This is a genomic window from Colwellia sp. SU-HH01172, from assembly GCF_057553355.1.
On record NZ_BAAJMB010000007.1, the window covers coordinates 242,249 to 269,178 of the forward strand.

Annotated in this window: 30 protein-coding genes; 24 read left to right on the top strand and 6 right to left on the bottom strand. The window is 38.6% G+C overall.

Features of this window, described 5'->3' with window-relative positions; all coding sequences use genetic code 11:
• Positions 1-4 precede the first annotated feature (4 nt).
• Genes apaG through lptD form a run of 5 tightly spaced genes read right to left on the bottom strand, consistent with a single transcriptional unit; the run spans position 5 to position 5,820 of the window.
• Positions 5-397, bottom strand: coding sequence for a Co2+/Mg2+ efflux protein ApaG (gene apaG, locus AC27JP_RS17360; protein WP_487117188.1), 393 nt, complete (start codon positions 395-397; stop codon positions 5-7).
• Positions 390-1,211, bottom strand: coding sequence for a 16S rRNA (adenine(1518)-N(6)/adenine(1519)-N(6))-dimethyltransferase RsmA (gene rsmA / locus AC27JP_RS17365; protein ID WP_487117189.1), 822 nt, complete (start codon positions 1,209-1,211; stop codon positions 390-392). Before rsmA ends, apaG begins: the two co-directional genes overlap by 8 nt.
• 24 nt (positions 1,212-1,235) lie before the next feature.
• Positions 1,236-2,222: a 4-hydroxythreonine-4-phosphate dehydrogenase PdxA gene (gene pdxA, locus AC27JP_RS17370; protein WP_487117214.1), complete on the bottom strand. Its 987-nt coding sequence runs from the start codon at positions 2,220-2,222 to the stop codon at positions 1,236-1,238.
• Complete coding sequence (gene surA, locus AC27JP_RS17375; protein ID WP_487117215.1) at positions 2,219-3,541, bottom strand: peptidylprolyl isomerase SurA; 1,323 nt, start codon at positions 3,539-3,541, stop codon at positions 2,219-2,221. The genes pdxA and surA overlap by 4 nt, the downstream gene beginning before the upstream one ends.
• Positions 3,541-5,820, bottom strand: coding sequence for an LPS assembly protein LptD (gene lptD, locus AC27JP_RS17380; RefSeq protein ID WP_487117190.1), 2,280 nt, complete (start codon positions 5,818-5,820; stop codon positions 3,541-3,543). Before lptD ends, surA begins: the two co-directional genes overlap by 1 nt.
• A gap of 145 nt (positions 5,821-5,965) precedes the next feature.
• Here lptD and AC27JP_RS17385 point away from each other — a divergent pair, with 145 nt between their 5' ends.
• The 20 genes from AC27JP_RS17385 (at position 5,966) to AC27JP_RS17480 (ending at position 23,274) form a co-directional block, all read left to right on the top strand.
• Positions 5,966-6,970, top strand: coding sequence for an aminoglycoside phosphotransferase family protein (locus tag AC27JP_RS17385; protein WP_487117191.1), 1,005 nt, complete (start codon positions 5,966-5,968; stop codon positions 6,968-6,970).
• An 18-nt stretch (positions 6,971-6,988) separates the two neighbouring features.
• Positions 6,989-7,690 carry an N-acetylmuramate alpha-1-phosphate uridylyltransferase MurU gene (murU, locus tag AC27JP_RS17390; RefSeq protein ID WP_487117192.1) on the top strand — a complete coding sequence of 234 codons (702 nt, stop codon included), beginning with the start codon at positions 6,989-6,991 and terminating at the stop codon, positions 7,688-7,690.
• A gap of 33 nt (positions 7,691-7,723) precedes the next feature.
• Positions 7,724-8,533: a co-chaperone DjlA gene (djlA, locus tag AC27JP_RS17395; RefSeq protein WP_487117193.1), complete on the top strand. Its 810-nt coding sequence runs from the start codon at positions 7,724-7,726 to the stop codon at positions 8,531-8,533.
• Between the two features lie 141 nt (positions 8,534-8,674).
• Positions 8,675-8,965, top strand: coding sequence for an ABC-type zinc uptake system zinc chaperone (locus tag AC27JP_RS17400; protein ID WP_487117194.1), 291 nt, complete (start codon positions 8,675-8,677; stop codon positions 8,963-8,965).
• Positions 8,966-9,064: 99 nt separating this feature from the next.
• Positions 9,065-10,309: a hypothetical protein gene (locus tag AC27JP_RS17405; protein WP_487117195.1), complete on the top strand. Its 1,245-nt coding sequence runs from the start codon at positions 9,065-9,067 to the stop codon at positions 10,307-10,309.
• Entirely contained in the window at positions 10,299-11,216 is a 918-nt protein-coding gene (locus AC27JP_RS17410) for a metal ABC transporter solute-binding protein, Zn/Mn family (RefSeq protein WP_487117216.1), read from the top strand. Before AC27JP_RS17405 ends, AC27JP_RS17410 begins: the two co-directional genes overlap by 11 nt.
• A 13-nt stretch (positions 11,217-11,229) precedes the next feature.
• Positions 11,230-11,991: a metal ABC transporter permease gene (locus AC27JP_RS17415; RefSeq protein ID WP_487117196.1), complete on the top strand. Its 762-nt coding sequence runs from the start codon at positions 11,230-11,232 to the stop codon at positions 11,989-11,991.
• Between the two features lie 245 nt (positions 11,992-12,236).
• Positions 12,237-13,613, top strand: coding sequence for a sigma 54-interacting transcriptional regulator (locus AC27JP_RS17420; protein WP_487117197.1), 1,377 nt, complete (start codon positions 12,237-12,239; stop codon positions 13,611-13,613).
• Positions 13,614-13,769: 156 nt separating this feature from the next.
• The gene (locus AC27JP_RS17425) at positions 13,770-14,009 is read left to right on the top strand and encodes a RebB family R body protein (RefSeq protein WP_487080233.1); all 240 of its coding nucleotides are present in this window, start codon (positions 13,770-13,772) and stop codon (positions 14,007-14,009) included.
• 25 nt (positions 14,010-14,034) lie between these two features.
• On the top strand, positions 14,035-14,271 hold the full coding sequence (locus AC27JP_RS17430) for a RebB family R body protein (RefSeq protein ID WP_487080235.1): 237 nt from the start codon (positions 14,035-14,037) through the stop codon (positions 14,269-14,271).
• A 16-nt stretch (positions 14,272-14,287) separates the two neighbouring features.
• Complete coding sequence (locus AC27JP_RS17435) at positions 14,288-14,512, top strand: RebB family R body protein (RefSeq protein WP_487080237.1); 225 nt, start codon at positions 14,288-14,290, stop codon at positions 14,510-14,512.
• Between the two features lie 82 nt (positions 14,513-14,594).
• Positions 14,595-14,819 (top strand): RebB family R body protein, encoded by a 225-nt coding sequence (locus tag AC27JP_RS17440; protein ID WP_487117198.1) that lies wholly within the window; start codon positions 14,595-14,597, stop codon positions 14,817-14,819.
• Between the two features lie 14 nt (positions 14,820-14,833).
• Entirely contained in the window at positions 14,834-15,061 is a 228-nt protein-coding gene (locus tag AC27JP_RS17445; RefSeq protein ID WP_487080241.1) for a RebB family R body protein, read from the top strand.
• Between the two features lie 25 nt (positions 15,062-15,086).
• Positions 15,087-15,494, top strand: a complete 408-nt coding sequence (locus tag AC27JP_RS17450; protein ID WP_487080243.1) for a hypothetical protein — start codon at positions 15,087-15,089, stop codon at positions 15,492-15,494.
• A 12-nt stretch (positions 15,495-15,506) separates the two neighbouring features.
• Positions 15,507-15,791 carry a hypothetical protein gene (locus AC27JP_RS17455; RefSeq protein WP_487117199.1) on the top strand — a complete coding sequence of 95 codons (285 nt, stop codon included), beginning with the start codon at positions 15,507-15,509 and terminating at the stop codon, positions 15,789-15,791.
• Positions 15,791-16,048, top strand: a complete 258-nt coding sequence (locus AC27JP_RS17460; protein ID WP_487080246.1) for a hypothetical protein — start codon at positions 15,791-15,793, stop codon at positions 16,046-16,048. The genes AC27JP_RS17455 and AC27JP_RS17460 overlap by 1 nt, the downstream gene beginning before the upstream one ends.
• Positions 16,049-16,086: 38 nt before the next feature.
• Entirely contained in the window at positions 16,087-16,389 is a 303-nt protein-coding gene (locus AC27JP_RS17465) for a hypothetical protein (RefSeq protein WP_487117200.1), read from the top strand.
• 67 nt (positions 16,390-16,456) lie between these two features.
• Positions 16,457-18,607, top strand: a complete 2,151-nt coding sequence (locus AC27JP_RS17470; RefSeq protein ID WP_487117201.1) for an alkaline phosphatase family protein — start codon at positions 16,457-16,459, stop codon at positions 18,605-18,607.
• Between the two features lie 277 nt (positions 18,608-18,884).
• The gene (locus tag AC27JP_RS17475; protein WP_487117202.1) at positions 18,885-21,539 is read left to right on the top strand and encodes a TonB-dependent receptor plug domain-containing protein; all 2,655 of its coding nucleotides are present in this window, start codon (positions 18,885-18,887) and stop codon (positions 21,537-21,539) included.
• A gap of 418 nt (positions 21,540-21,957) precedes the next feature.
• Entirely contained in the window at positions 21,958-23,274 is a 1,317-nt protein-coding gene (locus AC27JP_RS17480; RefSeq protein WP_487117203.1) for a tyrosine-type recombinase/integrase, read from the top strand.
• A gap of 294 nt (positions 23,275-23,568) precedes the next feature.
• Here AC27JP_RS17480 and AC27JP_RS17485 read toward each other — a convergent pair whose 3' ends face one another.
• Positions 23,569-24,528: an integron integrase gene (locus AC27JP_RS17485; protein ID WP_487117204.1), complete on the bottom strand. Its 960-nt coding sequence runs from the start codon at positions 24,526-24,528 to the stop codon at positions 23,569-23,571.
• Between the two features lie 362 nt (positions 24,529-24,890).
• On the opposite strand from AC27JP_RS17485, the gene AC27JP_RS17490 reads away from it, so the two are divergent.
• The 4 genes from AC27JP_RS17490 (at position 24,891) to AC27JP_RS17505 (ending at position 26,871) form a co-directional block, all read left to right on the top strand.
• Positions 24,891-25,391, top strand: a complete 501-nt coding sequence (locus AC27JP_RS17490; protein ID WP_487117205.1) for a YcxB family protein — start codon at positions 24,891-24,893, stop codon at positions 25,389-25,391.
• Positions 25,392-25,531: 140 nt separating this feature from the next.
• On the top strand, positions 25,532-25,876 hold the full coding sequence (locus AC27JP_RS17495) for a hypothetical protein (RefSeq protein WP_487117206.1): 345 nt from the start codon (positions 25,532-25,534) through the stop codon (positions 25,874-25,876).
• Positions 25,877-25,979: 103 nt separating this feature from the next.
• Entirely contained in the window at positions 25,980-26,402 is a 423-nt protein-coding gene (locus AC27JP_RS17500) for a hypothetical protein (protein WP_487117207.1), read from the top strand.
• 100 nt (positions 26,403-26,502) lie between these two features.
• A complete protein-coding gene (locus AC27JP_RS17505; protein WP_487117208.1) occupies positions 26,503-26,871 on the top strand; it encodes a hypothetical protein in 369 nt (122 codons plus the stop codon).
• Positions 26,872-26,930 lie beyond the last annotated feature (59 nt).

Sequence of the window (26,930 nt, forward strand, 5' to 3'; positions counted from 1 at the left end):
CCTACTAATTTAAAATGTTGGGTTTTGCTAAACGGAACACCGGAATATCAACTTGTAATAATTCACCATCGCTGCGCTGCATTTGATAATGCCCTTGCATATTGCCAAGCGGTGATTTTAGTATGCAGCCACTGGTATAGGTATAGCTCTGGTTAGCTTCAATATAAGGTTGCTGACCAATAACACCTTCGCCAGAGACAGTGTGAGTTTCGCCATTTGAATCGGTAATTAACCAATACCTATTTAACAGCTGCACTGTCTCTATACCCTCATTGCTGATGGTGATGGTATAACTAAAGACAAACTGTTGCTCAGCTTCAACAGATTGCTGAGCGATATAATCAGTGGTTACTGAAACACGAACCATGTTTGAAACTAGAAAGTCTTTATTAGTCATTGCTATCAGTTATTGGGTTGTCGGTAATAAAGTTGGCAAGCTTGATAAAATCACCCAGCTGTAAATTCTCCGGACGTAAACTAGGGTCTATCCCTAAAGATTGGAGTTGCTCTGCTGATATTAATTTTTTAAAGCTATTGCGGATAGTTTTACGGCGCTGGTTAAAGGCGGCTAAACACACTTGATTAAGTGCTTTTATATCTTTAACTGGATTTTTTATGACCTTATGTGGCACCAGACGAACAATCGCTGAGTCAACTTTAGGTGCCGGTTTAAATGCTTCGGGGCCAATCTCCATTACCGGAATTACCTGGCATTGGTATTGTGTCATGATCGACAAACGGCCAAATGACTTGCAATCAGGACCCGAGGCCATACGTTCAACCACTTCTTTTTGCAGCATAAAGTGCATGTCTTTGACTTTATCTTTAAAAGTTAACAAATGAAAAATAAGTGGTGTCGAAATGTTATAAGGTAAGTTGCCAAAAATACGGAGAGGTTTGTCATCACTCGCCAATTTTGAGAAGTCGAATTTAAGTGCGTCTTCTTCATAGATGGTCAATTTAGGCGCCAAAAAAGGGTGATGACGTAATCTATGCGCTAAATCACGGTCTAATTCTACAACGCTCAGCTCGCCGGCTCTTTCAATAACTGGCTCTGTTAATGCGCCAAGGCCTGGGCCAATTTCAATTAAATTTTCATTAGGCTCAGGGTTAATGGCGTCAACAATATCACTAATAATGGCATCATTATGTAGAAAGTTTTGTCCAAAGCGTTTTTTTGCTTGATGACCTAAATGGGAGTTTTTACTCATAGTATTGTATTGCTCGTATAGAAGCTAAGTTTGGTTGTTAGCCAAGGTGATTGCGCTGCGAATAGCTTCATTAAAGCTTCCAACATCGGCTTGATTGCTACCAGCTAAATCTAAGGCTGTGCCGTGATCTACTGATGTTCTAATAAATGGCAACCCTAAGGTTATATTGACGGAAGAGCCAAAGCCTTTATATTTTAGTACTGGTAAGCCTTGATCATGAAACATACTTAATATCGCATCGGCATCAGCTAAGTATTTCTCTTGGAATATGGTGTCTGCAGGTAAAGGGCCGACCAGATTCATGCCTTCTTCTCTCAACTCATCTAACGCAGGGATCATGACATCAATTTCTTCTCGACCTAAATGTCCATCTTCACCGGCATGAGGATTGATACCACAAACATATATTTTCGGGCTTGGAATACCAAATTTAGTGATTAAGTCTTGGTGTAATATGCGGGTAATTTTTTGTAAACGCTCAAAGGTGACTGCTTTAGCAACGTAAGCAAGCGGAATGTGTGTGGTAACGAGTGCCACTCTTAAACCTTCAGTGGCCAACATCATAACAACATCAGGGCAATTTGCTTGATTAGCAAAATATTCCGTATGACCGCTAAATGGGATGCCAGCTTGGTTAATCAGTCCTTTGTGGACCGGACCTGTGACAACGGCATCAAATTCACCAGAAATATTTTTTTCACTGGCTATGCGTAACGTTTCTACAACGTACTGGCCATTGTTTGCATTAAGCTGACCAGGAACACATGCATCAGCGAGATCAACAGGTAAGACGGTTAAGGTACCTGCTTGATGCGCTGTTGGCTCGGCATTTTCATCGTATTCTAATAGTGTCAACGGTATGCCAAGTAATTTGGCTCGAGCGCGCAGTAGCTCTACTGATGCTACCACAACGATTTGGGTAGGCCATGATTGCTGGGCAATTTTAATAATTAGATCAGGACCAATTCCAGCAGGCTCACCCGGGGTAACAGCAATACGCTTTAGCACTATTTATCTTCCGTTTCTAAAATTTCTATATAAGCTTCATCACGAAGTTCTTTTATCCACCTCGCACCTTCCATACCAAATTTACGATTATAAAGAATTTGGTATGCGCGGTTTTCATTCATTTGATTGGTTGCATCTAATGTTCGACGGCCAGTCAATTTTGCGATGTGCCAGCCAAATGATGTACGAAATGGTTTGTGTACTTCATCAATATCTAAACTGGCTAATGCGTCAGAAAACGCCGGGTCATATTTACCCGGCTCGGACCAGCCTAAATCCCCACCACGCACTGACGTTGGGCCTTCAGAATGTTCTTTTGCTAATTCAGCAAAGTCCGCTTCTCCGGCGTTTAATTGCTCGACAAAGCCTTGCAGTATAGCTTCTGCTTTTGCTTCACTAAGAATGATTGATGGTTCAATTAGTATATGGCTGGCTCGAACTTCTTCAATTTCCACCACTTGACGACCGCGTACATCTGTAAGCTTAACGACACTAAAGCCTAATCCAGTGCGAATAGGGCCAAAAATACTGCCTTTTTCTTTACCATCAACAATTTTTGAAAATAAAGTCGGCATTTCGTTAATGCTTTTCCAGCCTAAATCACCGCCTTCAAGTGCTTTGGCACCACCAGATGATGTCATGGCTATCCTAGTAAAGTCACTACCACTTTCTAATAGTTCGATAACTTTTTCTGCTCTAGTTTTCGCCGCATTGATATCTTCCTGACTAGGGTTATTGGGAAATTCAATTAAAATATGCCCCAGTCGATATTCAACATCGGCGTTGGTTTGTTCTTTCATGACCGTTAATAAATTTGCAACTTCTTGTGGAGAAATATAAATACGGCGTCTAAGGCTAGCGCGGCGAACTTCGCCAGAAATTAACTCTTTACGAACATTTTCTCGATACTTTTCATAATTCTCCCCTTCAGCTACTAACACTTCGCGAAATGACTCAAGTGTTTGACCGTTTTCTGTTGCCATATTGGTTAATGTTTCATCTAATTGGGCATCGCTAATTTGCACACCCATACGCTCACCAAGCTGTGAAATGATGGCATCGTTTATCAATTTTTCCATTACCTGAGTGCGTAAGGCGCGATCAGAGGGCAAGGTTTGATTATTTTTTTTAGCTTGCAAAGTAATAGATTTGATTAGATCTTTTACTTCTGATTCTAAAACTACACCGTCATTGACGACAGCAGAAACTCTATCAAGTGGAACTTCTTCGGCAATACTATATTTAGCTGTGTTAAACATTAGCACTGAGGTTAGTGCTAACAATTTTAATGAATTTTTCATGTTGCGTAAATTTCTTCTAATTAATTGTTAAGGAAATAAGGGCGTTTATAGCCAAATATACTTGAATTAAACATATCACTAACACTGTTAGATGACTTTTTACTATTAATGCCATTATATACAAATTGAATATTAAAACCGCTATCAAATGCATCACGATTTTCAGTTATATTGTTATTGTCTTCAATAGTGGAGTTAATATTACGATGGAATGTAAAACGCACTCCCCAGCAGCAACTGCTATATTCAACACCAGCATAACTTTCGATACTACGTCTACCTTGCAAATCTTGAGTAAAGCGGCCAACAAATTGCCATCGTTGAGCAATTTTAACGCTTGTGGCTAATGACATTTGTTCTAGTGACTCTCCTGAGACATCACTAGCATATCGATGGTTCAATTGAATTGTTTGATTATTGGAAAATAAGTAATCGACTGTCGTTTGACTTTTGTTGGTGGTGTTGGTATCCGTGTTGTACTGGATGTCACTACTAAACTGCCAATTTTGACTTAAATTTATAAATACATCTGCGGCTAACGCGGATTTATCTGCAATTACATCTTGCTCACTATCGTCAAAGTTGCTTTCGTTAAAATAGATGATACGACCTAGACTAAAACGTAATAACTCGTTATTTTCTTCACTTAATATTCGACTTGTTAGGCCCCATGAAACCTGATTCGCTTGAGCAATTCTGTCAATACCGCTAAACCGACGATCTCTAAATAGACCATTATAATCGTCTTGTAAGTTTGTCGTGTCATAAATACCAATATTGCTTTGATCTTTATCGGGTATATATAAATATTGTAATTGTGGCTCTAAAGTTTGGCTGTAATTATTTTCAAATAAGGATAAGTTGCGATCAAAGTTTACGCCACCGTGCAGCCGAACCTTAGGTAAGGTTCGGCTAACATTTTTTTCTAAATCACTGCTAACATCAAAATTTCTTTGTCGATAGTTAGTTTGCAAAACTTTAATTTCTGAATTTAGAAACCAAGCTGGTGTAACTATCGGATATAATAAACCGGCTTCAACATGGTATCTTTCAGCGGTTGGTTTTGTTTTATCTGGCGTGTCAAAACGGGAAAGCTCTGAGTAAATGTCGATGACCCCATCAAAACTTGTTAATGCCTGCTGACTGCTAATTTCAATTTGTGGCAGCGTTTTGTAGCTGCGTTGATGATCACCTAACACTTCGAAATCTTGCAATTTTAATGTTGACTGCCAAGTATCGGCAAAGTACGAAACTTCTCCCACTTGATATAAATATGAGTCATTAGAATTAAATTGGCTGCTACCTAAATCAACGAGGTAATTATCATCGCTGATGGTGGTGTAGTCGACATGAGCTCGAAATCTATCTGAATAGGTACCAATATGTTGCAGGCGCGCGAGGTAGCGAGAATCATCATTATTAGTGAGTTTCTTGTCTTTATTAAGGTACTCAATGTCAATTTGGCCTGATTGTAAGCCTTGTAAATATCTAAATTCAGTAATTAACTGAGTGCCGCGGTCAGACATGTAGCGTGGGGTAATGGTCGCATCCATATTTTCAGCAATATTGAGATAATATGGAGTTTGAATTTCGATCCCTGAACTGTTTGAGGAACTAATACTCGGGTACAAAAATCCTGACTGTCGTTCATCGCCAATCGGCAAAGTTAAGTAAGGAATATATAATACCGGCACGTCGAACAGACTAAATCGAGCGTTATATGCCTCTAAAGATTTTTTATCTGCGGAAATAGTAATTTCACTGGCACGCATTTGCCAATCCGGCACAGGGTCGTAGCAAGTCGTAAAGCTAGAATCGATAAAACTCAAGGTTTTGCCATTGCCATTAATGTTAATTTCTTCGGCACTACCGTGGCCAGATGAGCCATTTAATTGATACGAGGTTTCAGTTAATGACGTTGTTCTTAGCTGCTCATTGATATTTAGCGTGTCGGCAAAAATATCGATGCTTTTATTTTGAAAATGAATATCGCCATTAGCGATTACCGTAGCATTTTCTCGATTAATCGCTAATTCATTGGCAAGGATAGATCTATCTTGGTTAAGTAAGGTAACACCACCGGTGAACTGTGCATATTCACCTTTTTTGATACTTGAGGTTGACGACAAAATGGTAAAGTTTTCATTTGCAGTCTTGCCAGATTGAAGAGCAATTTCAGCGTAACTTGGAATAGGGCATTGGTTTATATCTATTTTATTCGTATGAGTGTTTTGTGCGTTGCTACCAAAAGTACAGAAGAATAGGCAGGAAAAAGAAATTTTGTTTAGGGGAAAACGCATTTATTGTCCGAATAATTAACGATAAAAAATAAAAAGTTTAGAATAACTGCGGCATTTTACCGCTAAAGGCTGTAATAATATAGCAATTTTCATTAGCCTGCTAATTAGTTATATTGGCATCATCACTTTTAAGAGAATAATATCATTGAACACCTCTAGAACACGCCATTTAATGCAGTGGTTAGAAAATCACTTTTCCAATGACCAAGTTACATTAACCCCCTTGACTGGCGATGCTGGCTTTAGGTGTTATTTTCGTTTTAAATATCAAAAGAAATCTTATATTGCCGTTGATGCGCCACCGAGCTTGTCGAACAATCAAGCCTTTATTGAAGTACAACAGCATTTACATTCGGCAAAGCTTAACGTGCCTATGGTGCTGGCAAAAGATTTGTCGCAAGGTTTTTTATGCTTAAGCGATTTAGGTAATACCTTGTTATCAGATAAATTGGCTGAAGATAATATGCAGCAATATTATACAAAAGCGATTGTTGAGTTAGAGAAAATAAACTTTAGCCAGCAACAGGCACAGGCTAATTTGCCAAAATATGATCAGCAATTTATTGCCACAGAATTAAAGATATTCCAACAGTGGTTACTTGATAAACATTTAAATATTGGTTTATCTGCTCAAGAAAACAAAAAGCTCATGGCATGCTTTGACTATTTAGCTGCCGCCATGACTGAGCAACCGCAAGTTTTTATGCACCGTGACTATCACAGTCGTAATATTATGCTGCTGGAAAATGAGCAATTTGGTATTATTGATTTTCAGGATGCAGTGCATGGACCGGTTATTTATGATCTTGTTTCATTGCTACGAGATTGTTACATCCGCTGGCCTGATAACTTAATAGCACCGTTAATTGAAGAATATCGATTACGAGCACAACAACATTTACCTCATGAAGATTTATCTGAAGAAAAGTGGCAATATTGGTTTGATTTAACCGGATTGCAGCGCCATATCAAAGCCAGTGGAATTTTTGCACGTTTACATCATCGCGATCAAAAATCGAATTATTTGGCTGATATCCCACTTACTTTGACTTACATCCGGGATATTAGTGGACGATATGATAAGCTCAGTTTCCTTCATGAACTGGTAACTAAGCGGGTAATACCTGCATTTGATGATCAGAGTAAATAAACCGATGGAATACTCTATATGAAAGCCATGATATTGGCGGCTGGGCGTGGCGAGCGTATGCGCCCTTTAACAGATACCTGTCCGAAACCATTATTGAAAGTTAATGGCATTCCTTTAATTGAATATCATATAAGAAATTTAGCCGCAGCGGGTATTAAAGATATTGTTATCAATATTGCCTGGTTAGGAGAAAAGTTGCTTGATTATTTAGGCAACGGTGAAAAGTTTTCAGTTAATATTCGTTATAGTGAAGAGCCTGTCGCACTTGAAACCGCTGGTGGTATCATCAAAGCATTGCCTCTATTAGCAGAGCAAGATGATGAAGTATTTATTGTTGTTAACGGTGATATTTATTGCGACTATGACTTTAGCCAACTTCCTGCACTTTTACCTAAGTACAATGCCCATTTGCTGTTGATTAAAAACCCTGAGCATAATTTAAAAGGCGATTTTAAAATCGATTCAGGCATCTTAGTTAACCTTAATTCTTTAGCAGAAAAGACATATACCTATAGCGGAATTGCACTTTACCGAAAAAGCTTTTTTAAGCAATATAGCCTCACTTTGAATGAAGAAGCATCGACAAGCCAGAATATACAGCCATTAGCACCTATGTTACGAGCAGGTGCTGATGCGAGAATAATATCAGCAAGCTTAATGGACTCATCTTGGACTGATGTTGGTACACCGGAGCGATTAGCCAAGCTAAATCGTGACTAAATGATGATAGATAAAGAGTTATAGAGTTTTATTATGCGGATTTGGGGTAAAGTTTTAGGTTTTTTATTTGGCTTTATGTTGAGTAAAAATATTTTCGGTGCCTTGTTAGGCGCTTGGCTAGGTCATCGCTTTGATAAAGGTGTTGGGCTTGATTTTAATCATCTTGGCGGTGCAAAAAGTGATACTGACCGTCAAGCAGCATTTTTTTATAGTACATTTTCCGTCATGGGCTACATTGCCAAAGCAAATGGCCGTGTTACACAGCACGAAATAGCTTTTGCCAGCGCTTATATGGATAAGCTCGGGCTAAAAGGCGAGTTACGTCAACAAGCCCAAGAAGCATTTCGAGATGGTAAAACAACTGGCTTTCCTTTGTCTGAGCGATTAGCCAAACTAAAATCTTCGGTTGGTCATCGCCACGACTTATTGTTGTTATTTTTAGAAATACAAATTCAAGTCGCATTTGCTGATGGAGAACTTGATAACGACGAACGTGATGCCTTACATCAAATTGCCAAAGGCTTAGGTTATTCAGCGAAAGAACTCGATAAATTGTTGGAAATGATTATCGCTGGGGCAAACTTTCATCAACATGGTGGTCGAGGCAGTCAAAACGGTTTTCATCAATCAGCTGAACAACTGGAAAATGCTTATAAAGTATTAGGAGTAACCGAAAAAAGTTCAGCCAGTGACATTAAAAAAGCTTATCGTAAATTGATGTCTCAACATCACCCTGACAAACTTGTTGCGAAAGGTTTACCACCCGAAATGATGGAAATAGCCAAGCAAAAAGCACAAGATATTCAAGCGGCTTATGAATTAATTAATGAGCAAAACAAATAGGTGATACTTTAAAAATAAAATCTAGCTTGCGTCTAAATGCTTAATTGCCGTGTTAAATGGCATGAGCTTAGCTTGCATGGTGTGTTGTAAGTCGCGTACACTAATGGCGAATTTGATTCATTCACTCATTGGATAGCAGAAATGTACTTTTCAGTAACTAACAGGCGACTAATCGCAATATGGCTCAGTGCTATATTGTTAGTATTGTCTGTGGCTGCTTCTGCGCATAGTGTTGAACATATCGATGAAGGTGCGAAAACGCACTGTACCTTGTGCTTTCACCAGCATCAATTCAATCAAGTACTACCGCAGCAAGACGCCAATCTTGAATTTATCGGGCAGCAATACGAAGCAACGAGTATTGCAAAACCATCATTAACACTTGTTCATAGTGTTACTTACCTTAGTCGTGCGCCCCCCGTTTTTCTTTAAAACTCACTAGTTAACAATTTGTATATCCACAAAACTCATTTGCTAATTCCGCAAATGGTTTGTGTTGTCGTATTTAATTTATTTTAGAGATTTAAAGAAATGAAAAATTTGAAATTTTCTCCTGCGCGCTTATCTGCAAACATTAGTGCTGCTTTAGTTGTGTCCGCATTAGTTCCCGTAATTGCACAAGCGCAAACACCTACACTTTCTAACCCCACCGTTAGTGCCATTTTAGATGGTTATTACCAAAGCGAAAACCGCCTAATGGCTGAGCGCGCGGAAGGTTTTGGCTTAGGTGAAACCGAACTAGCCTTTAGCGCCAGTATCGATGATATGTTTTATGGCAAGCTAACCACTGTGTTTGAATCACATGATGGCGAAAGTGAAGTTAATGTAGAAGAAGCCTTCATTCAAACCATGGCGTTGCCAAATGGTTTTACAGTAAGGGCGGGGCGATTTTTATCAGATATTGGCTATTTAAATAATCAGCATCTTCATACCGATTCATTTACCAGCCGCCCAAGTGCCTATCGGGCGTTTTTAGGTGGCCATTATTATGACGATGGTTTAAGAGTTAGCTATATCGCGCCAACAGATTTGTATTGGACTATGGGCGCAGAAGTGTTTGCTGGCGATAGTTTGCGTGCTGCCGATGAGCATGGTGAACGTGAATTCGACAGTACCGGCGTGTATACCGCATTTACTAAATTCGGTGGTGATATTGGTCTTGAAAGTTCGTGGCAATTAGGTTTTAGCTATTTACGTAATGAAAATGGTCAGTTAACGCCTGAAGATCATGATGAAGAAGAGCATGAAGATGAGCACGCTGAAGATGAACATGGCCATAGCCACTCGGCAAGTTATACCGGTAAAAACACTTATGTTGCTGACTTCGTTTTTAAGTGGGCACCCGACGGTAACTATAAATATCAACATTTAACCTTAAGTGCTGAATATTTTAGAGTCAGCGATTTTATGATTGCTGAGCTTCATGATGAACATGAAGAAGATCACCATGATGAAGATGAACATCACGAAGAAGGCAACAGCAAAGACTATCACCAAGCTTGGTATGTTAGTGGCGTTTATCAGTTTTCACCAAACTGGTCTGCTGGTTTACGTTATGGTGAATTAGATAGCCAACTGCAGCATGAAGAGCATTTTGATAGCCAGGAACTAAAAGAAACTGAGCTAAGCATTGCTTGGCATAATAGTCACTTTTCAACAGTACGACTAGAGTTTAGTCATCAAAGCAATGTTGGTTTTGATAATGGCCAAAATGACAATGTTATTACTTTACAATACGTAATGGCTCTGGGGGCTCACGGTGCACATCAATTTTAAACTACTAATCTCAGGTGTTTTATTAACCTTGAGCCAGCAAGCTTTCGCACAAGTGAATATTTTTACTTGCGAACCAGAATATGCGGCGTTAGCAAAAGAACTGGCCCCAGAGGCACGAATATATTCGGCAACGACGGCCATGCAAGATCCGCATTTAGTGCAAGCGCGTCCAAGCTTAATTGCAAAAATGCGTCAAGCAGATTTAGTGATATGTGCTGGCGCTGAATTAGAAATCGGTTGGTTGCCTATGTTGCAAATGAAAGCGGCTAACGCTCAAGTACGCAGCACAGATAAAGGCTTGTTTTTTGCCGCAGAGCATGTTGAAACGTTAGATAAAATGGCTAAAGTCGATCGCAGTATGGGAGATGTTCATAGTTTAGGAAATCCACATCTGCATTTCTCGCCACAGCGGATGTTAGCAATATCTAAAGCGTTAACAGCAAAGTTAATTCAGTTAGATGCTGACAATACGAAAAGCTACCAACAGCGGTTGGAGGATTTTAGTCAACGCTGGCAGTTAGCCATGTCAAAATGGCACGAGCAAGCAAAAGCCTTAAAAGGCATGAAAGTGATTGCTTACCATTCTAGCTTTCGCTATTTGTTTGACTTTGCTGGTATTGAGCAGGTTGCAGATTTAGAGCCAAAACCTGGTTTGCCACCAACAAGTGGCCATTTAGCCAAGCTTTTAAAACGTGCAAAACAAGGTGATATTTCGGCGATTATTGTTGCTTCTTATCAAGACCTACGTGGGGCAGAATGGTTGGCAGAAAAAGCGAACCTACCCGTAGTTGTATTGCCATTGTCGGTTGGTGGCGATGAGCGAAGTGTTGATCTATTTAGCCTGTATGACAGTGCGTTAAGTTTATTAATACAAGAAAATAAAGCAAGAAAACTGTTGGAATTGTGATAGGTAGTTAACCATGGATTATGACTTATTGACCATATTGTTGCCGGCTTTTGTGGCGGGTATTTTAGTACTATCAACCCATGTTGTATTAGGAAAACAAGTACTAAAGCGTGGCATTATTTTTATTGATTTAGCGATAGCACAAATTGCCGCGTTAGGCGCCATGGTGGTACATATGGATCATGATATTGCTGAAATGGCTTATGCACATGTTTGGATGCCAGCGCTGTTTGCCTTAGCAGGTGCAGGCATTATTGCCTGGTTAGCTAGGCATATGGCAGAAGAGCTTGAAGCCATGATAGGTTGCTTTTATGTACTTTCAGCTGTTGCGGCAATGTTATTGCTCTCGAATGACCCGCATGGTGCTGAATTACTCAAGCAGTTAATGTCAGGACAAATTCTTTGGGTAAATTGGCAGCAACTAATATTACCGGCTGTGGTTTATAGTGCCATTTTGGCACTAATATTTGCTAAACCTAAAATATTAGATGGTGTGCTTTTTTACTTACTATTTGCCTTAGTGATCACCTTATCAGTTGAGCTTGTTGGTGTTTACCTAGTTTTTAGTACCTTAATATTGCCAGCATTGGCAATTAACAAGTTACAAGGTAAGTACGTATTACTCTGGGCTTATGGTGTTGGCTTAGTTGGATACTTACTAGGTTTGTTTTTATCAGCAAGTTTTGACTTACCTAGCGGTGCGACTATTGTTGCCACCTTGGCACTAAGTGCTGCAACATTTAGGTTGATAAGCAAAGTGATTGCGAAACGTTAAGTGTAATATAATTATCTAACTTTTAGTTGAAAAGGAGCTTTTATAGCTCCTTTTTTATTGCGCTAATTTACGTTGTCACTATCGGTCTCGGTAAATCAATTCTTTATCTCTGGGCTTTATAAAAAGTCAATGTGGCATAAATAATGCCGCATAAAGGTTAATTTTGAACTAAATTTTTAATAGGTAAGTGGAGGGTATTTATCTTTATTTGACGTTCGTCATGGAGAATATCACAAGGAATAAAAATGAAGGGCTCAACAGATTATTTTATTGTTATTGATGCTATTAATCAGCTAATTGTCGTTAATTGTGTAAAGGCTGAACAGGTAATCGAGTTGAAAAGTTGCAGAATAAGTCAATTCAAAGATATCGTCTTATTGATTGAAAAGTATCACTGCCGGCTAATTTATTTTATACACCAAGAGGATCGAATTGCCCTATTTAATAGTGTTACTCCACTTTCATTAGCCAGCTTTACGACTTATTTAGAGCAGCAAAATAGCAGTTTTTTAATCTCTGAATCAAAACATTACTTAGATTTGTTCAATAGCATGAAAAAATGCTGGCTAGTGCCTCGTGAGTCTTTTTCTTCAGAAATTTATAAACTAGTACCGATAGTAAAAGAATATCTTCCACAGGTCATCGGCGCCCACAAAACAATCAGACAGATGTCTCGCCTGACAAGGCGAATTGCAAAAGTGGATAAAACGGTATTAATTCAAGGGCCTTCTGGAAGTGGAAAAGAGCTTATTGCTCAAGCGATACATAGTCTTAGCGCTTTTAATCAAGGTGAATTTGTTGATATAAACTGCAGCACTATCCCAGAGCACTTGATCGAATCTATTTTATTTGGTCATGAAAAAGGCGCTTTTACCGGCGCATCAGAAAACAAGCACGGTTTATTTCATTACGCCGCAAACGGTAGCTTGTTTTTGGATGAAATTGCCGAGCTACCTCTGCACTTGCAAGCGAAAATATTAAGAGTTCTTGAGGTGAAAAGGTTCCGTCGTCTAGGCTCTACTAAAGATATTGTTTTCTCTGGCAGAGTGATTGCCGCCACACACGAAAACCTAATGAAACGTGTGCAAGAGCGAAAGTTTAGAGAAGATCTTTATTATCGTTTAACGGTATTTACCATTGACGTACCTTCGTTAAATCAGCGTGTCACTGATATTCCTCACTTAATTAATGCTTTTCAAAACAATTCTGAAACATTTATTTCTTTTGATGAAAAGGCAATAGATTTATTAAAGCAGCATAACTGGAAAGGTAATGTGCGCGAATTAAAGAATCTGATTGATAGAGTCAAGGTATTGTGTGATGAAAAAGTGATCAGTGCTGAGGTGTTGGCTGAATTCATTAATATAGACCTTACCAGCAGTGAATTTACTCAGGTAAATAGCATAAACACTCTGGCTGATAGTATTCTAAAAGTCGATGTTAGCAATAAGTTTTCAGCCATTGAAAAAGCTTTACTAGCGCGCGCACTTGAATTATCGGCAGGCAATAAAAGTGCTGCTGCTAGGTTATTAGGTGTTCATCGAAAAGTGATAGAGCGTAAGTGTGCCGCTAACATAGAGCATTACCCGCCCAACTGCGCCAATCCGTCCATTTTTAAATAATAACTGGACGTTTTCGGCCAAAAGAAAAGCTTTAGTTAGGCTACAGGCCTTATTTTTATATCTAATTTTACTGGCATAGCAATTGCTATTTTGTTGGTGTACTAGCTTCATCATAATGATGTCGCTGGACATTCAATTTAAAAAGGAATTATTAAAATGGCAGATTCAACAACTACAGCAGCAACTACAGTAAACCCACAAGTTACCGATGCAATTACGCAAACTAATGTAAAGGTACTTGCTGAGTCACCCGCTATGGCAATGGGGAGTCTATATCAAACCATAGGCAATTCAGTTGCAATGGCGGCAGCAAACGCTGTCTATGCTCAACAACAAGCTAATGTCACGTATCAGGCCGCCAGTACTATGGGTGTAAAAACGTTAGTTAATCCATAATATTCTGTTTAGCTAGGAGTCTAACATGGCTAGTGCCGAAACACAGTTGACTAGATCTAGTAGCCAAGTCGCCGATGCAGTAACTCAAACTAATGTTGAAGTGGTTGCAAGTACACCCGCTATGGCAATGGGGAGTTTGTATCAAACGATAGGGAATTCAGTCTCAATGGCTGCGGCTAATGCTGTATTTGCACAGCAACAAGCCAATATAACTTATCAAGCGTCAAATACCGTAGGTGTAACAGATCTTATTCAAGGATAAATAGAAGGAGAAAAAAATGTCTGGAGTTCTACAAACAGTGAATTCGCAAGTTACAGATGCTATCACTCAAACCAATGTCAAAGTATTAGCTGAAGCGCCTGCAATGGCGATGGGCAGTTTATATCAGACGATTGGTAACTCGGTGGCTATGGCGGCGGCAAATGCCGTTTATGCACAACAGCAAGCAAATGTTACTTACCAGGCATCGACAACAATGGGAGTTAAACATCTCGTTAGCTAGTGATGCATAGGAGTGATTAGCAGCGCTAGTTTTACACTCCTACTTTTTAGTAAAAAATTATGTGAGATTAATGGGAAATGCTGTGAAAGCTGAAACAAGTGTAAATGGCAAAGTGACTGATGCAATAACGACCACTAATACTCAAGTCGTGGCTAATAGCCCTGCAATGGCAATGGGCTCGTTATATAACACTATGGCAAATAATATTGCCATGGCAAATATAAACGCCGTATATGCCCAACAGCAAGCAAATATTATGCACCAGACGGTAACGACTAAATTAGTTGCCGAACTTCTTAGTAAATAACATGGATGAAATATATGAGTGACAATACAAAAGTCAACCAACAAATAATTGATGCCGTTGCCTCAACAAACTACGGTGTACTTAGTCAAGCGGGTAATGAGTCTATGGGCATAGCCTATGAATCGATGGCTCAAGCACTCACTATGGTTATGCAAAATGCCAGTGCGACGCAATATGGCGCAAAAAACATAAGCACAACCTCTGTGGCCATAACCTGCAAAAAAATATTAGAAATTTCATAAATATGCATTGTTTAAGGGAGCTAAGATGAACGCACCAGAAGAACACAAAGCACCAGCCAGTTTAGGAGCATTCGCCCGATCGACGAAAGAAACTTCTAGTGAAATGTTATTGGAAAAATTGATGCCCAGTGAAGAACAACAGTTTAAGCCGTTGACACATGGGGCGGGGACTGCGGTTCAATCTATTTCACAGTCGGTTGCTATTTCGGTGCAAGATGCTTCCGACTTTATGCGTGATTTAGCCACAATTGAAACGACAGCCATCGGTATCGCCACCAAAAAAATGATAGAAGAAAAAAATCCACTCTATATTCCCATCATTGAAGCCTGCCAAAAAACTATGATGCAAGCTGAGCAGTATTGGGTAAAGGTTGGTGAAGATGGCGCGACTATTCTTTCGGCTTATGGCAATGTCGTTCGGCCGAAAGGTTGATAGGGATAAATAATGAAAAATGAAAGCTTAAAGGCGATAACGGAAGTGCTAAAACCTAAGATGGTGATTAATAGTTTACCGCCTTCTGCAGTTCAAGATACTGACATTAAAACTTATCTAGAATCTATTGAACGCTACGAGCAAGAGATATTAGCAACGTCAATGAAATATATTGATGACAGTATTGCCTTACTTGACCAAATATCAAGTCAAGATGGTGTTGCACCTTTGACTCAGCAAGAGGACAGTTCCACGCCTCTTGAGCTTAGTTCTCCAACAACTATGAGGCAATTGTAATGACAACTAAGATGATTAATGAATCATCGATTAAGTTTTTCTATAACGATGATCCAAAAAATTTTTGGGGCTTTAAACGTGAAAATATCAATCATCACGTGAAGCATGAGCATACGGAAAAAGAATTACATTTAATGATGAGTATCCCTTTGACCTTAGAAGAAGTGTTAATTGTTAACCAAACATATGAAATTGACAAAGAAATGCTTAAAGACATATTTCATTGGTTTAGAAATAACGGCTACTTAAGTGAATAATATGTGAATCTATATTCTACCAGTAAGGAGATAACATAATGACAGATTCCAAAGCAGACGATGTTATTGATGAAAATTTATGGATACAAACTGGCGGTAAGCTTTATGTTAAAGCAGAAAAGTCAGACAAGTTAACTTGTGAAGGTGTATGGAATTTTCAGTTTAGTGAAGAAGAAACTGAATTTATTGAAATTGTAGTTAGTTATCTTGATAAGGGCGGAATAGCAGCAGCAGCGGGTATTCCAACTTGTTGTTTTGGAAGGCTTAATAAGAATTCTGTTCAGGAGCTCGACCATTATCTAGGTAAAGTTTTACAAAAAATGAACCAACCGAAAGGTTAAAAAGTGTAGAGGTATCGAATAAATCTAGCGGTATTGCATCATTCGACACTGACTTTAAAGGAATAAAATGATGTCAAATCTTAATGATAAAAATATCGAACATGTGGTTGTATTAATGCTAGAAAATAGAGGCTTTGACCATTTAATGGGCTCTCTCTATACCGAAGCAGATAAAATAAACTTGATTAGTAAACACAGCGATAACCGACCTTTTATTGGGTTATTAACCTTGTCGGAAGACGATTTCAAGGCGCTGGGCAATAAGATACCGAAGAATCCATATAAACGAGTAGAGCCTATTTTTGGCGCTCGTTCGCCGAAAGTTCCTAGTGTTAATCCCGGAGAGCATTTTGTGCATATCATGGGACAAATGTGGGGGATTGTAGATAAACATGCAAACTGGGGTGATAGGCAGCATAGAGAATCTACTATAGCTGAAATTAAGCACAGTACTGGTAATGACTTTGCGCCAATGGATGGTTATATACTTGACTATTATCAAACCTTAAAGTCGACTAATACTGAGGTTGATGAAAGTGCTTTTATCGAAATAATGGAAACCTACATTCCTGAACAATTGCCAGTGTTAAGCGGGTTAGCACAAAATTACGCGGTTTCTGATGAATGGTATTGTTCAGTGCCAAGCCAAACCAATACCAACCGGGCATTTTCAATGGCAGGTACCGCAAGAGGTATGGTCAGTAATAATTTTTATGATGCTTTTATTGGTTTTCAATCAAGTATTCAAAATCCTGGCATTGCTGCTATGTCTAATATTGGCGCATTGCAAGGCCACGGAGGCTCTCATGCTGATAAGTTACCCAAAGATACGCGCAATATTTTTGGTTTATTATCAGAGCATGGCTCATCATGGCATGTTTATTGGCAAGATCTTTGGCCACCAGAAGATGTTTCCTTAGGCAAGCAATATCAATATGTCCAAACCATGTTTCCCGATTTAGATAGTGAAGCCATGGCGGATAATTTTATAAAATTTGACGCAAGTGACCCGAACAATGAGCTGTTTTTTGATATTCGTACAGGAAATTTACCGGCCGTTAGTTGGATAGAGCCTAAGTGGGGGGGGGGGCCAAGCTGGAAGTCAGGTATTCGCCAAGTAGGCAATGATATGCACCCATCATGTGATACCACTGTCAGTGAAGATTTTGTTTGTGCACTGTACAATGCTTTAAGTGATTCACCTAAGTGGGAAAATACCTTATTCGTTATTACCTTTGATGAAAATGGTGGTACCTACGACCATGTTTATCCGCCGTATGCTTCGCCGAGTTATTTAGATCGTGCCCCTATGCCTAAAGATTATCAGCATATGGACCCAGACACGCGGACTGAATTTGGTTTCAAGTTTGATCAGCTGGGCATACGAGTGCCAACGATATTAATTTCTCCTCTCATTAAAGCAAATACTGTATTTCGAAGTTCCTCATATACCCCGTATGATCATACCTCGATTATTGCCACTATTTTGGAATGGCAAAACATTGATAGAAAATATTGGCAACTCGGTAAACGGGTAGAGCAAGCACCAACTTTTGATGACGTATTGCAGTTGACAAAAGTAAGAAGTAAAACTGTTGCTAGTCAAGCACTAAGTGCCGGAAGTTTAGCGACTGAGGAGCGAGCGAACCAGCAAAATATGATTTACGAACAAGAGTTTTACTTACAATATGTCGATACTAAATGGCCAGAAGTGGATTTACCAGCTAAGTACCTTTCTATTGCAGAGTGGAGTTATACAGGATTAGGTTGGTATCCAACCATAACATCAGATCCTAAAGAAGCTATCAAAATTAAATTTAGCCAAATAGATCCACATATCATAGATATGGATGAGATTAAGAATCTTTCAGTCATAAGGCTGGAGTCGCAAGAGGCCAATTTAAAAGATAAGAAATATATTACCGCCTCGCACAATTATCATAATTTGTATTATCAAAGTAAAAGTGATGCCAGCAGTGCTGGTCAGCTATGGCAAGTAAGAATTTTCGCTAGTATGGACGCTAATGAAGTTATTAAAAATAATGATGATATTTACTTAGTGAGCAAATTAAAACCTAATTTAATTCAAGAAGTATCTGAACGAGTTTCCCCCGACCCATTACAACGCATGATTGCTTCTAAGAAAGATGATAAGTACTTGACCACTGAAGCGGGGGAGTGGGCAATTTGGAGGATCATTACGCAACTGCCAGAGTAAGATTGTTAGTTATTATTAATACGGAGTCAGTTTGGCTCCGTTTTTCATTAAGCCAACTTAGTTTTTTCCATATATCCGAAGTTTTTCGTAGTCTGTATTTGATTGGTTAACAAAAGTTTACATTTTAGTTAAATGTCATCTTGAAGTTATCTGTCAAAGCCAAACTTTATTTGTTATAAAAAACAAGCTGATTTGTTTTAATTAAACAGTGTTTAATGTTGTAAACGGAATAAAAATATAAAAAACAAATAATTATAAAAGCAAAAAGGAAGGAAATATGAAAGTCTTAAATAGTCGTAAACATGCTCTCGCCCTAAGTATTACTGCCGCACTATTCGCTTCGCAAAGCTACTCTGTTACCGCTGCGGAAGCAGATGAAGTTGAACGAATTGAAGTGACAGGCTCACACATCAAAAGAACGGATATGGAAGGGCCATCTCCGCTGACATCAATTAGTGCCGAAGATATTGCCAATACTGGTGTCACAGATCTTATTGGCTTATTCACTAAGTTACCTATGGCAGGTCAAGGAACGTTTTCTACTCAAGGAAACAGTAGTGATAACACCAGTAATGGCGGTTCGAGTGTTTCTCTGCGTGGTTTAGGTGCAGATTCCACGTTAATTTTAGTTAATGGTCGACGAGTGTCTGTCTCACCATTTGCTAATAACATCGATACCGCCTTTGTAGACATTAACAATATACCGTTGGCAGCAATTAAACGTGTTGATATTTTAAAAGATGGCGCGTCTGCTACTTATGGCTCAGATGCTGTTGCAGGTGTAATAAATATCGTATTACGTGATGATATTGATGGCGCAGAAGTTTCGGCAAAGTATGGTGATACCGCTGACGGTGGTGGCGAAGAAAAAAGTATCAGCTTAGTTTGGGGTAACTCGACCGAAAAAACTAGCCATACCTTTACACTCGATTATTTCGATCGTGAAGAGATACTCTATGGTGATCGAGATTATTCAAAATCAGCCAATCAAGCGGCTTTAAGACCTAATGATCCATTTGCAACTGACTTTAGAAGTTCTTCAGGTTTTCCTGGCACCATTGCATTAGCTGATGCACCGGGTAAACGTTTGGCAGATATTTGGGGTAATGATACTTGTCCCACTGCAGATATTACCCAAGATACAGATGGCGATGGAAATTTAACTGGCTATAACTTATGTCGTTATGATTATGCGCCGGTGATGACTTCGGTTCCTGCGACGGAACGTGCGAGTTTTATCTATATGGGAAAATATGAAATTAATGATCATTTGCGTGGCTTTGTTGAATTAAACGGCCAACATTCAAAAACCACTATTCGTGGTGCCGGTAGCCCAAGCTTTAACGAATTATTCATGGCTGGCAATAACGTTAATCACCCCTTTGCTGATTTGCCAGATCATGAATTTTATCAACAAGATTTAACTATGCGTAGGCGTATGGTTGATATTGGTAATCGTGAAAAACGGGTAACCTCTGATTATTATCGCTCAATTTTCGGTCTTCAAGGAGAAGTAAATGATTGGAGTTGGGAAGTGGCTTACAACTACATCAAAAGCGAATCGACAGAGCGAGGAGTAAATGGCTTTCCAAATTCTCGTCGTGTGCAAGAAGCGATTGACAGCGGCTTGTGGAACCCATTTGAGCCTTCATCAAATACCCAAGAGGCGTTAGATTTTATTGAAACCACCACCTCACGTATTGGTAAATCTACCAGTAAATCATTCGATGGTAAGTTAAGTGGTTCTGTTATGGAGATGGAACATGGTGATCTTGGCTTAGCAGTCGGTTTTGAATATCGAGAAGAAACCATCAGTGATAACCCTGATGACCAATTTTTACGGGGTGACATTTTTGGTACCGAAGCTACGCAAGCAAACGGTTCTCGTGATAACACCTCAGTATTTGCCGAGTTAGCCATACCGGTACTTGATACCTTGGAAGTGCAAGTGGCAGTACGCCATGAAGATTATAGTGATTTTGGCACCACAACCGACCCGAAAGTGGCCTTTATATGGCAACCAACAGAATCGCTGTCATTACGTGGTTCTTATGGTACCGCATTTAGAGCACCATCGTTACATCAAATAGGTTTAGGCAGTACCGATGAATCGCCTAACTTAGTTGATACTGTGCGCTGTAATGCTGTGGGTAATGTCAATAAAGCTTGTGAGCCACAAGAATATACTGCAGTGCTATCTGGTAACGCAGACTTAGGTCCTGAAGAGTCGACAAGTTATAATTTAGGTTTAATCTATGAAATTGCTGATAATTTCGATTTCTCGGTAGATTATTATGATTACGACATAGAAAACGTTATTACCAAAGACACCCAATTTAAGTTCAGTACCTTGGGTAATGATCCTAGTGTTGTTGAGCGTTTACCGTCTACTATTGCTGGTGACCCAGGTGAAGTGGTACGCATATTTGATCAATTTGAAAATATCGGCAATATCACCACATCTGGTTTAGATATTGAAGCGAACTACGGCTTAGAAACGGATATGGGAGAGTTTAAATTTTCTTATGTTGTAAATTACGTTTTATCATATGAAGATGCTCGCCCTAACGCTGACGGTAGTATGCGCATTGATACTAAAGAAGGTGATTTTGAACAACCTGAAGTACGCTGGACGTTTAACACCTCATGGGTAAAAGGTGATTGGAACGCTAGTATGGCGGTAAACTATATTGGCGAATTTAAACAAGATGCCGCAGTGGCAGCGGATGGTATGGGGGATATTGACTCATGGACAACGGTTGATACCACTATTAACTATATTGGTATTGAAAATACTACGCTGAGTTTAGGTGCGACTAACCTGTTCAATGAAGAGCCGCCATTTACATATCATGACTTTATGGGCTTTGTGAATACTACTCACAATAGTCAAGGTCGTTTTGTATATGTTAAGGCAAGCTATAAGTTTTAGAAAATTATAAATTTATAGTGGATTAAACCCTAAGCTTGCTTAGGGTTTTTTATTTCTGTTTATAACAAGGATAGCGTCATTTACTGGTACGGATAAAAAATACGAATGTCACCGTATGGTAAAGTACACGGGAGAACACTAAATAGTTGGTGTTTAAACGTTTTTATTGGCTTGTAGGGCGATTTGGAACAAAGGAGAACAATGAAATGGTGGCCCCTCCCTGACTTGAACAGGGGGCCTGCCGATTATGAGGCCTATTTGTAACACTTACTTATATTTACTTATTTATCTGTCGAATTACTTGATTATATAAGTTATTCAACGGGTTATTGATTGTGTTTAACCTCTCGTGCATAAATCATTATGTATATCAGCACATTAGTTTTTGAGCTGAAAGTAGCACAGAGGTAGCACGAATATGAAAGATAATCACTTCAGATTCACAGAAAAAGCCATTATTAAGTTAACTACTCCAAAAAAACGCACCCGATATTATGATGCCCAAATGCCTGGATTAGTATTAGATATTACTCTTTCAGGGCAGAAGGCATTTAGGGTATATAAAAAGCTATCAGGAAAAACAACGCCACTATCAATAACGTTAGGAAACTTTCCTTCATTATCTATTGAACAAGCGAGAAAACTTGCTCGAAAGACGATGGCAGATATTGCCGACGGTATTAACCCTAATGATAGTAAAAGACAATTTCGAGCCGCTGGAGTTACATTAAAAGAGGTCTACGGAGCTTATAAACTAAATCGAGAGTTGAGAGATACGACTCTTAGAGGGTATGAGCAGGTGATGCGTTGCTATTTTAAAGGTTGGTTAAATAAGCGGATGGCAGACCTGACAGAAGGTGCAATTTATAAACTACATACAGATCTCACTAGAAGTAGCCCAGCACAAGCAGATTTTGCTATGCGTACACTTAGAGCACTATTTAATTTTGCTAAATCGGAGTATAAGTCATCGGATCGTTATACGTTATTTCCACATAACCCAGTCACAATACTTTCAGATAAACGAGCTTGGAATAATGTTGCTAGAAAGCAAACAAGACTAAAGCCATCTCAATTAAAACCATTTATTGAAGCTATCGACCAAATTAGAACAGAAGCAATGACGTACAGAGAAAACTTTACAGTTACTGTTTGTGATTTTGTTGAGTTCATGACGTTTACAGGTTTAAGAAAGACTGAGCTATTAGAGCTTGAATGGGATGCCGTTTACCTGAAAGATAATTTGTTTTGGTTAGAACGTACAAAAAATGGCTCAGGTTTAGAGCTGCCGTTAACTCCTAAATTAATCGAAATACTAGAAAGGCGAGCTCAATATAAAATATCAAAGTTTGTATTTGGTGCTGAAAATAAAAAAGGTAGAGTGATTGAGCCAAAGAAAATTATTCATCGTATTAATGATGTAGCAAAATTATCGTTTACTTTGCACGATCTTCGCCGCACTTATTGTTCAATAGCTGAAAGTATCGGAATTGGTACATATACTATGAAGCGTCTCTTAAACCATAAAACAGCGCGTAATGATGTGACTGCAGGCTATACAGTTTTGACTGCGGAGGAGTTGCGAGAGCCAGCTGTTCGTATATCGAACAAGATTGAAGAGTATGCAGGTTTAAAAAAAATAACTTTAGCTCCTAAAGTTGAGTCCATAAAGAACTTAATCGTAAATATGAGTAAGCAGGATAAAATGGAATTGATCGCACAATTAGTTTCTTAAACTAAAGCAGTAAGTACTTTTAATACTAGATTTGACCTGTCTGTGCAATAGACTAGGTCAAATCTAAAAAGCTATTTCAATTTTATAGCTGTCGTTAGTGAAATCCATAGTGTGGAGGAATATGAGTCTAGCCATCATTAAATTGTCTTTTGTCTATCTCGCTTTGGGGCACTTAGCGAGCTAGAGTTTAGATGACTTCATATACAAATCGGAAGTTAAGGGCATAAAGTAATTCATTATAAATATAACTTCTAATGAAATACTTTCATTAATATGCTTGAACATAATTACAGCTCACTCTCTATCTAAGGGACTCATTGTATGGCTAAATCGAGTACCGACAACATGTGTATATATTTCGGTTGTTCTTAAGTCTGTATGGCCGAGTAATTCTTGTACGGTCCTAATATCAGAGCCGTTTTTTAACAATTGTGTGGCAAAAGAATGCCTGAAGGTATGTGCTTTCACTCGTTTTGTAATATTACTTTTCAATACCGCTTGCCTTAGTTGTTTTCTAAATGCAGAGCCATGAATGTGATGACGGCAAACGTAGCCATCGTATGGGTGCACACATCGCGTTGTAGAAGGCAGTAAATATTGCCAAGTAATATCTTTAGCCGCACTACTATACTTTTTGAGTAGCGATGGGGGTAAGGAGCTGAGGCCAAAGCCCTCACGTAGATCTTTGTCATGTGTTCGTTTAACTTTTTTAATTTGTTCCTCAATTGCTGAATTCAATGATTTAGGCATCAAAGTATATCTGTCTTTGCGCCCCTTTCCTCTGAAGATGAATAAGGTATTGTCTGCCAAATTAATGTCCTTTATCCTTAGCTGAAGTGCTTCACTGATTCGTAAGCCACAACCGTATAGTAGAGATGCAATAAGCCAATGTGTTGAATTTAAGTGGCTGATGACTGTAGTTGCTTCTTCATGCGTTAAGACTGTCGGCATTGTCTTTTCACGTTTTGTAAAAGAATAACGTAAGTCACTAATATCGCGACTAATGATATACCGATATAGAAATATGATAGCGCATAGCGCCTGGTTTTGTGTTGCTGCACTGACTTGACGATTTACTGCTAGATTATTTAAGAACCTTTCAATTTCATGATTACCCATATCCTTTGGGTGCTTTTTGTCATTGAAGAGTATGAAGCCTTTAATCCATTGCAAATATACTTTTTCTGTTCTCAAGCTATATCGCCTGGTTCTGAGTTCAGTGCGAACTAATTCTAAAAAAGGTGATTTTTCCATTTCTATAACCTTAACCCAAAACCTGTATTTATATACAGTTATAATTGAGTTTTCGAAAAAGGCAAGGATATGGCTCACTATGTAATTTTATAAATGGCACGAATATTTAGAGTTTGATCTTTAGTGCACTGTTTTTATTTGGTATATTTTTTCTTGATTTGTATATAACGTGCCGCGCTACGGCTCACATATATCAATGCTCACTTTTGTCGGTCAAGGTAATGATTGAAAAGGGAGGGAATCACTGGTAACGTACTAAAATTATTAATAAAATGCGTGCTTGAATGTACTGAAATTCACGATTGAATTTGTATTAACCCGAGATGCGCATTAATACACTGTTAGGTATTCAAGGACGTCAGGTGCAAATTTCATATAAAAATAACTTAGATGATCTGTTAGCTCTAAGTGAAGATGTAATATCCAATAATAAGCAATGGGCTAAAAAGAAAGCATGGAGTATTTACTATATGCCTTTGCTCATCCTTATAGCATGCTCATTGTTTGCATTTTTTATGGATAAACCGGCGTTTTATGGTGGCGGTATTGGCGGAGCTCTTTTTTCTTCTATTTGGTCATATTTTTGCTATAAAAATTACCCTAAGAAAATGGCTAAAGAAATAGAACAAAAAGAGGTGTTTTGTGAACACATCATTTCACTATCTCCTGAAGGGGTAAAAGAAAAAACGGCTAACTCTAAAAGCTTCAACACTTGGGAGTCTTTAACAAGAGTTACATGTAATGATGACCATGTGTTTATATATAATACACCCGTTACTGCGCACATAATACCGAAAAGAGAAGTTGGTGAACAATCGTTCCAAGAAATAAAAAAACAAGTTATGGCTAACAAGAATACCTAACAAGTCATTAAAACAGGAAAATTTACAGTTGGCTGTTTTCACTGCGTTCAACATTTTAGCCAACTATAAATTTCCTCTTAATGAGGCGTTAGGTGTCTTTAACAAATAGCGTACCTTTTAACTAAATAAGGACTTTCACGGTGGATAATTTACCTTTATTTATGATAATCCGAGGGTTATTGTCATTACTCCTAATTTGCGGAGGAATCTATTCATTGAGAAAAGGATTTCAATTATATTTAAATGGCGTTGGGCTCCAAGAAGAAGATGTAGGCGTTAGCGTAAAAGGCGAGCAACTAGCAGTTAATGTAACACTAAAGAGAGTAGGTACTGCAGTCATGTTAACTTCAATTGTATGGGCAAGCCTTTCATATTTCGTAATGCCTAAGGTTATTACTTCATTTGCAAACGGAGAGTTTTCGACCAACATTCTTCCTGGTGAGATGTGTCGTAATCTGGGGTACGAACTCGCACCAGAAACCTAACAAGCAAATTAACAAGGACTAAAAACAGCGGGCTGTTCGCTCCGCTCCATTTTAGCCCACTATTTTTAGCTCGTTATTTGGGCGTTATATGCCTAAGGTACGTATGAGAATTCTGCTCACAATATTAGTCCTTTTTTCGTTCAACTCAATTGCTTGTTCTTTTCCTGAAAGATCCGATAGTGAAATATTTAATGATGCTAAGAAGGTATTTAGAGCAAAAATTATTGCTACAGAGTTGGCAACTGAAATACATGATGGTGAAAAGGTTGAGGTCATATTAGCAACATATCAACTTGTCGAGTCATACAAAGGCGATCTTCCTAAAAAAGGTAAAGTTAAAGAGCTTCCGTTCGGCCCAGGAAACTGCATGGTAGGTTTAATGACTGGACTTGAATATGTTATTTATTTGGAAGAACATGATTTTGTAACTCTACCAAGTGGTTCGTGGGGTTTCTTTAACTCAGAAGGTAAGGATGTAGCCCCAAAGTTAGAGAAACTAAAGGCTTTAGCGGAAAACGGCATATAACAAGCGGTTCAAGCGGGACAAAATACAGTTGGCTGTTTTCGCTCCGCTCAATATTTTAGTCAACTAAATTTTGCCCCTTAACAGGGCGTTAGGTAACTAAATGAGATTTGTGCACATTTTAATGTTTGTAGTTTTTTCTTCTACAGCAACAGAGCATGAAGTGTTTGATGAAAACCAAGTATTTGGTAGTGTGGAATGTTCATCCTACAATGCCAATAAAAACAATCCAAATATGCAATTTGGGTATAAAAATTGGTGGGCAGGTTATTTAACTGGTACTGGTGTAACTTTTAAAAAAGGTAAGTCGCCTGAATATTTGCCTGAAGGCACAAATTTTATTTTAGCAATAGGTTCATACTGCCAATCAAATCCAGAAAGCTCCTTAAAAATGGCAATCGACAGTTATATTAATAACCAAGTTAAAGTTGGGTATGCAAAGTTACCTAACAAGCCAATTAAGCAGGACTAAAAACAGTTTGCTGTTTTCGTTCCTCAACATTTTAGCAAACAATTTTTAGCCCCTTATTG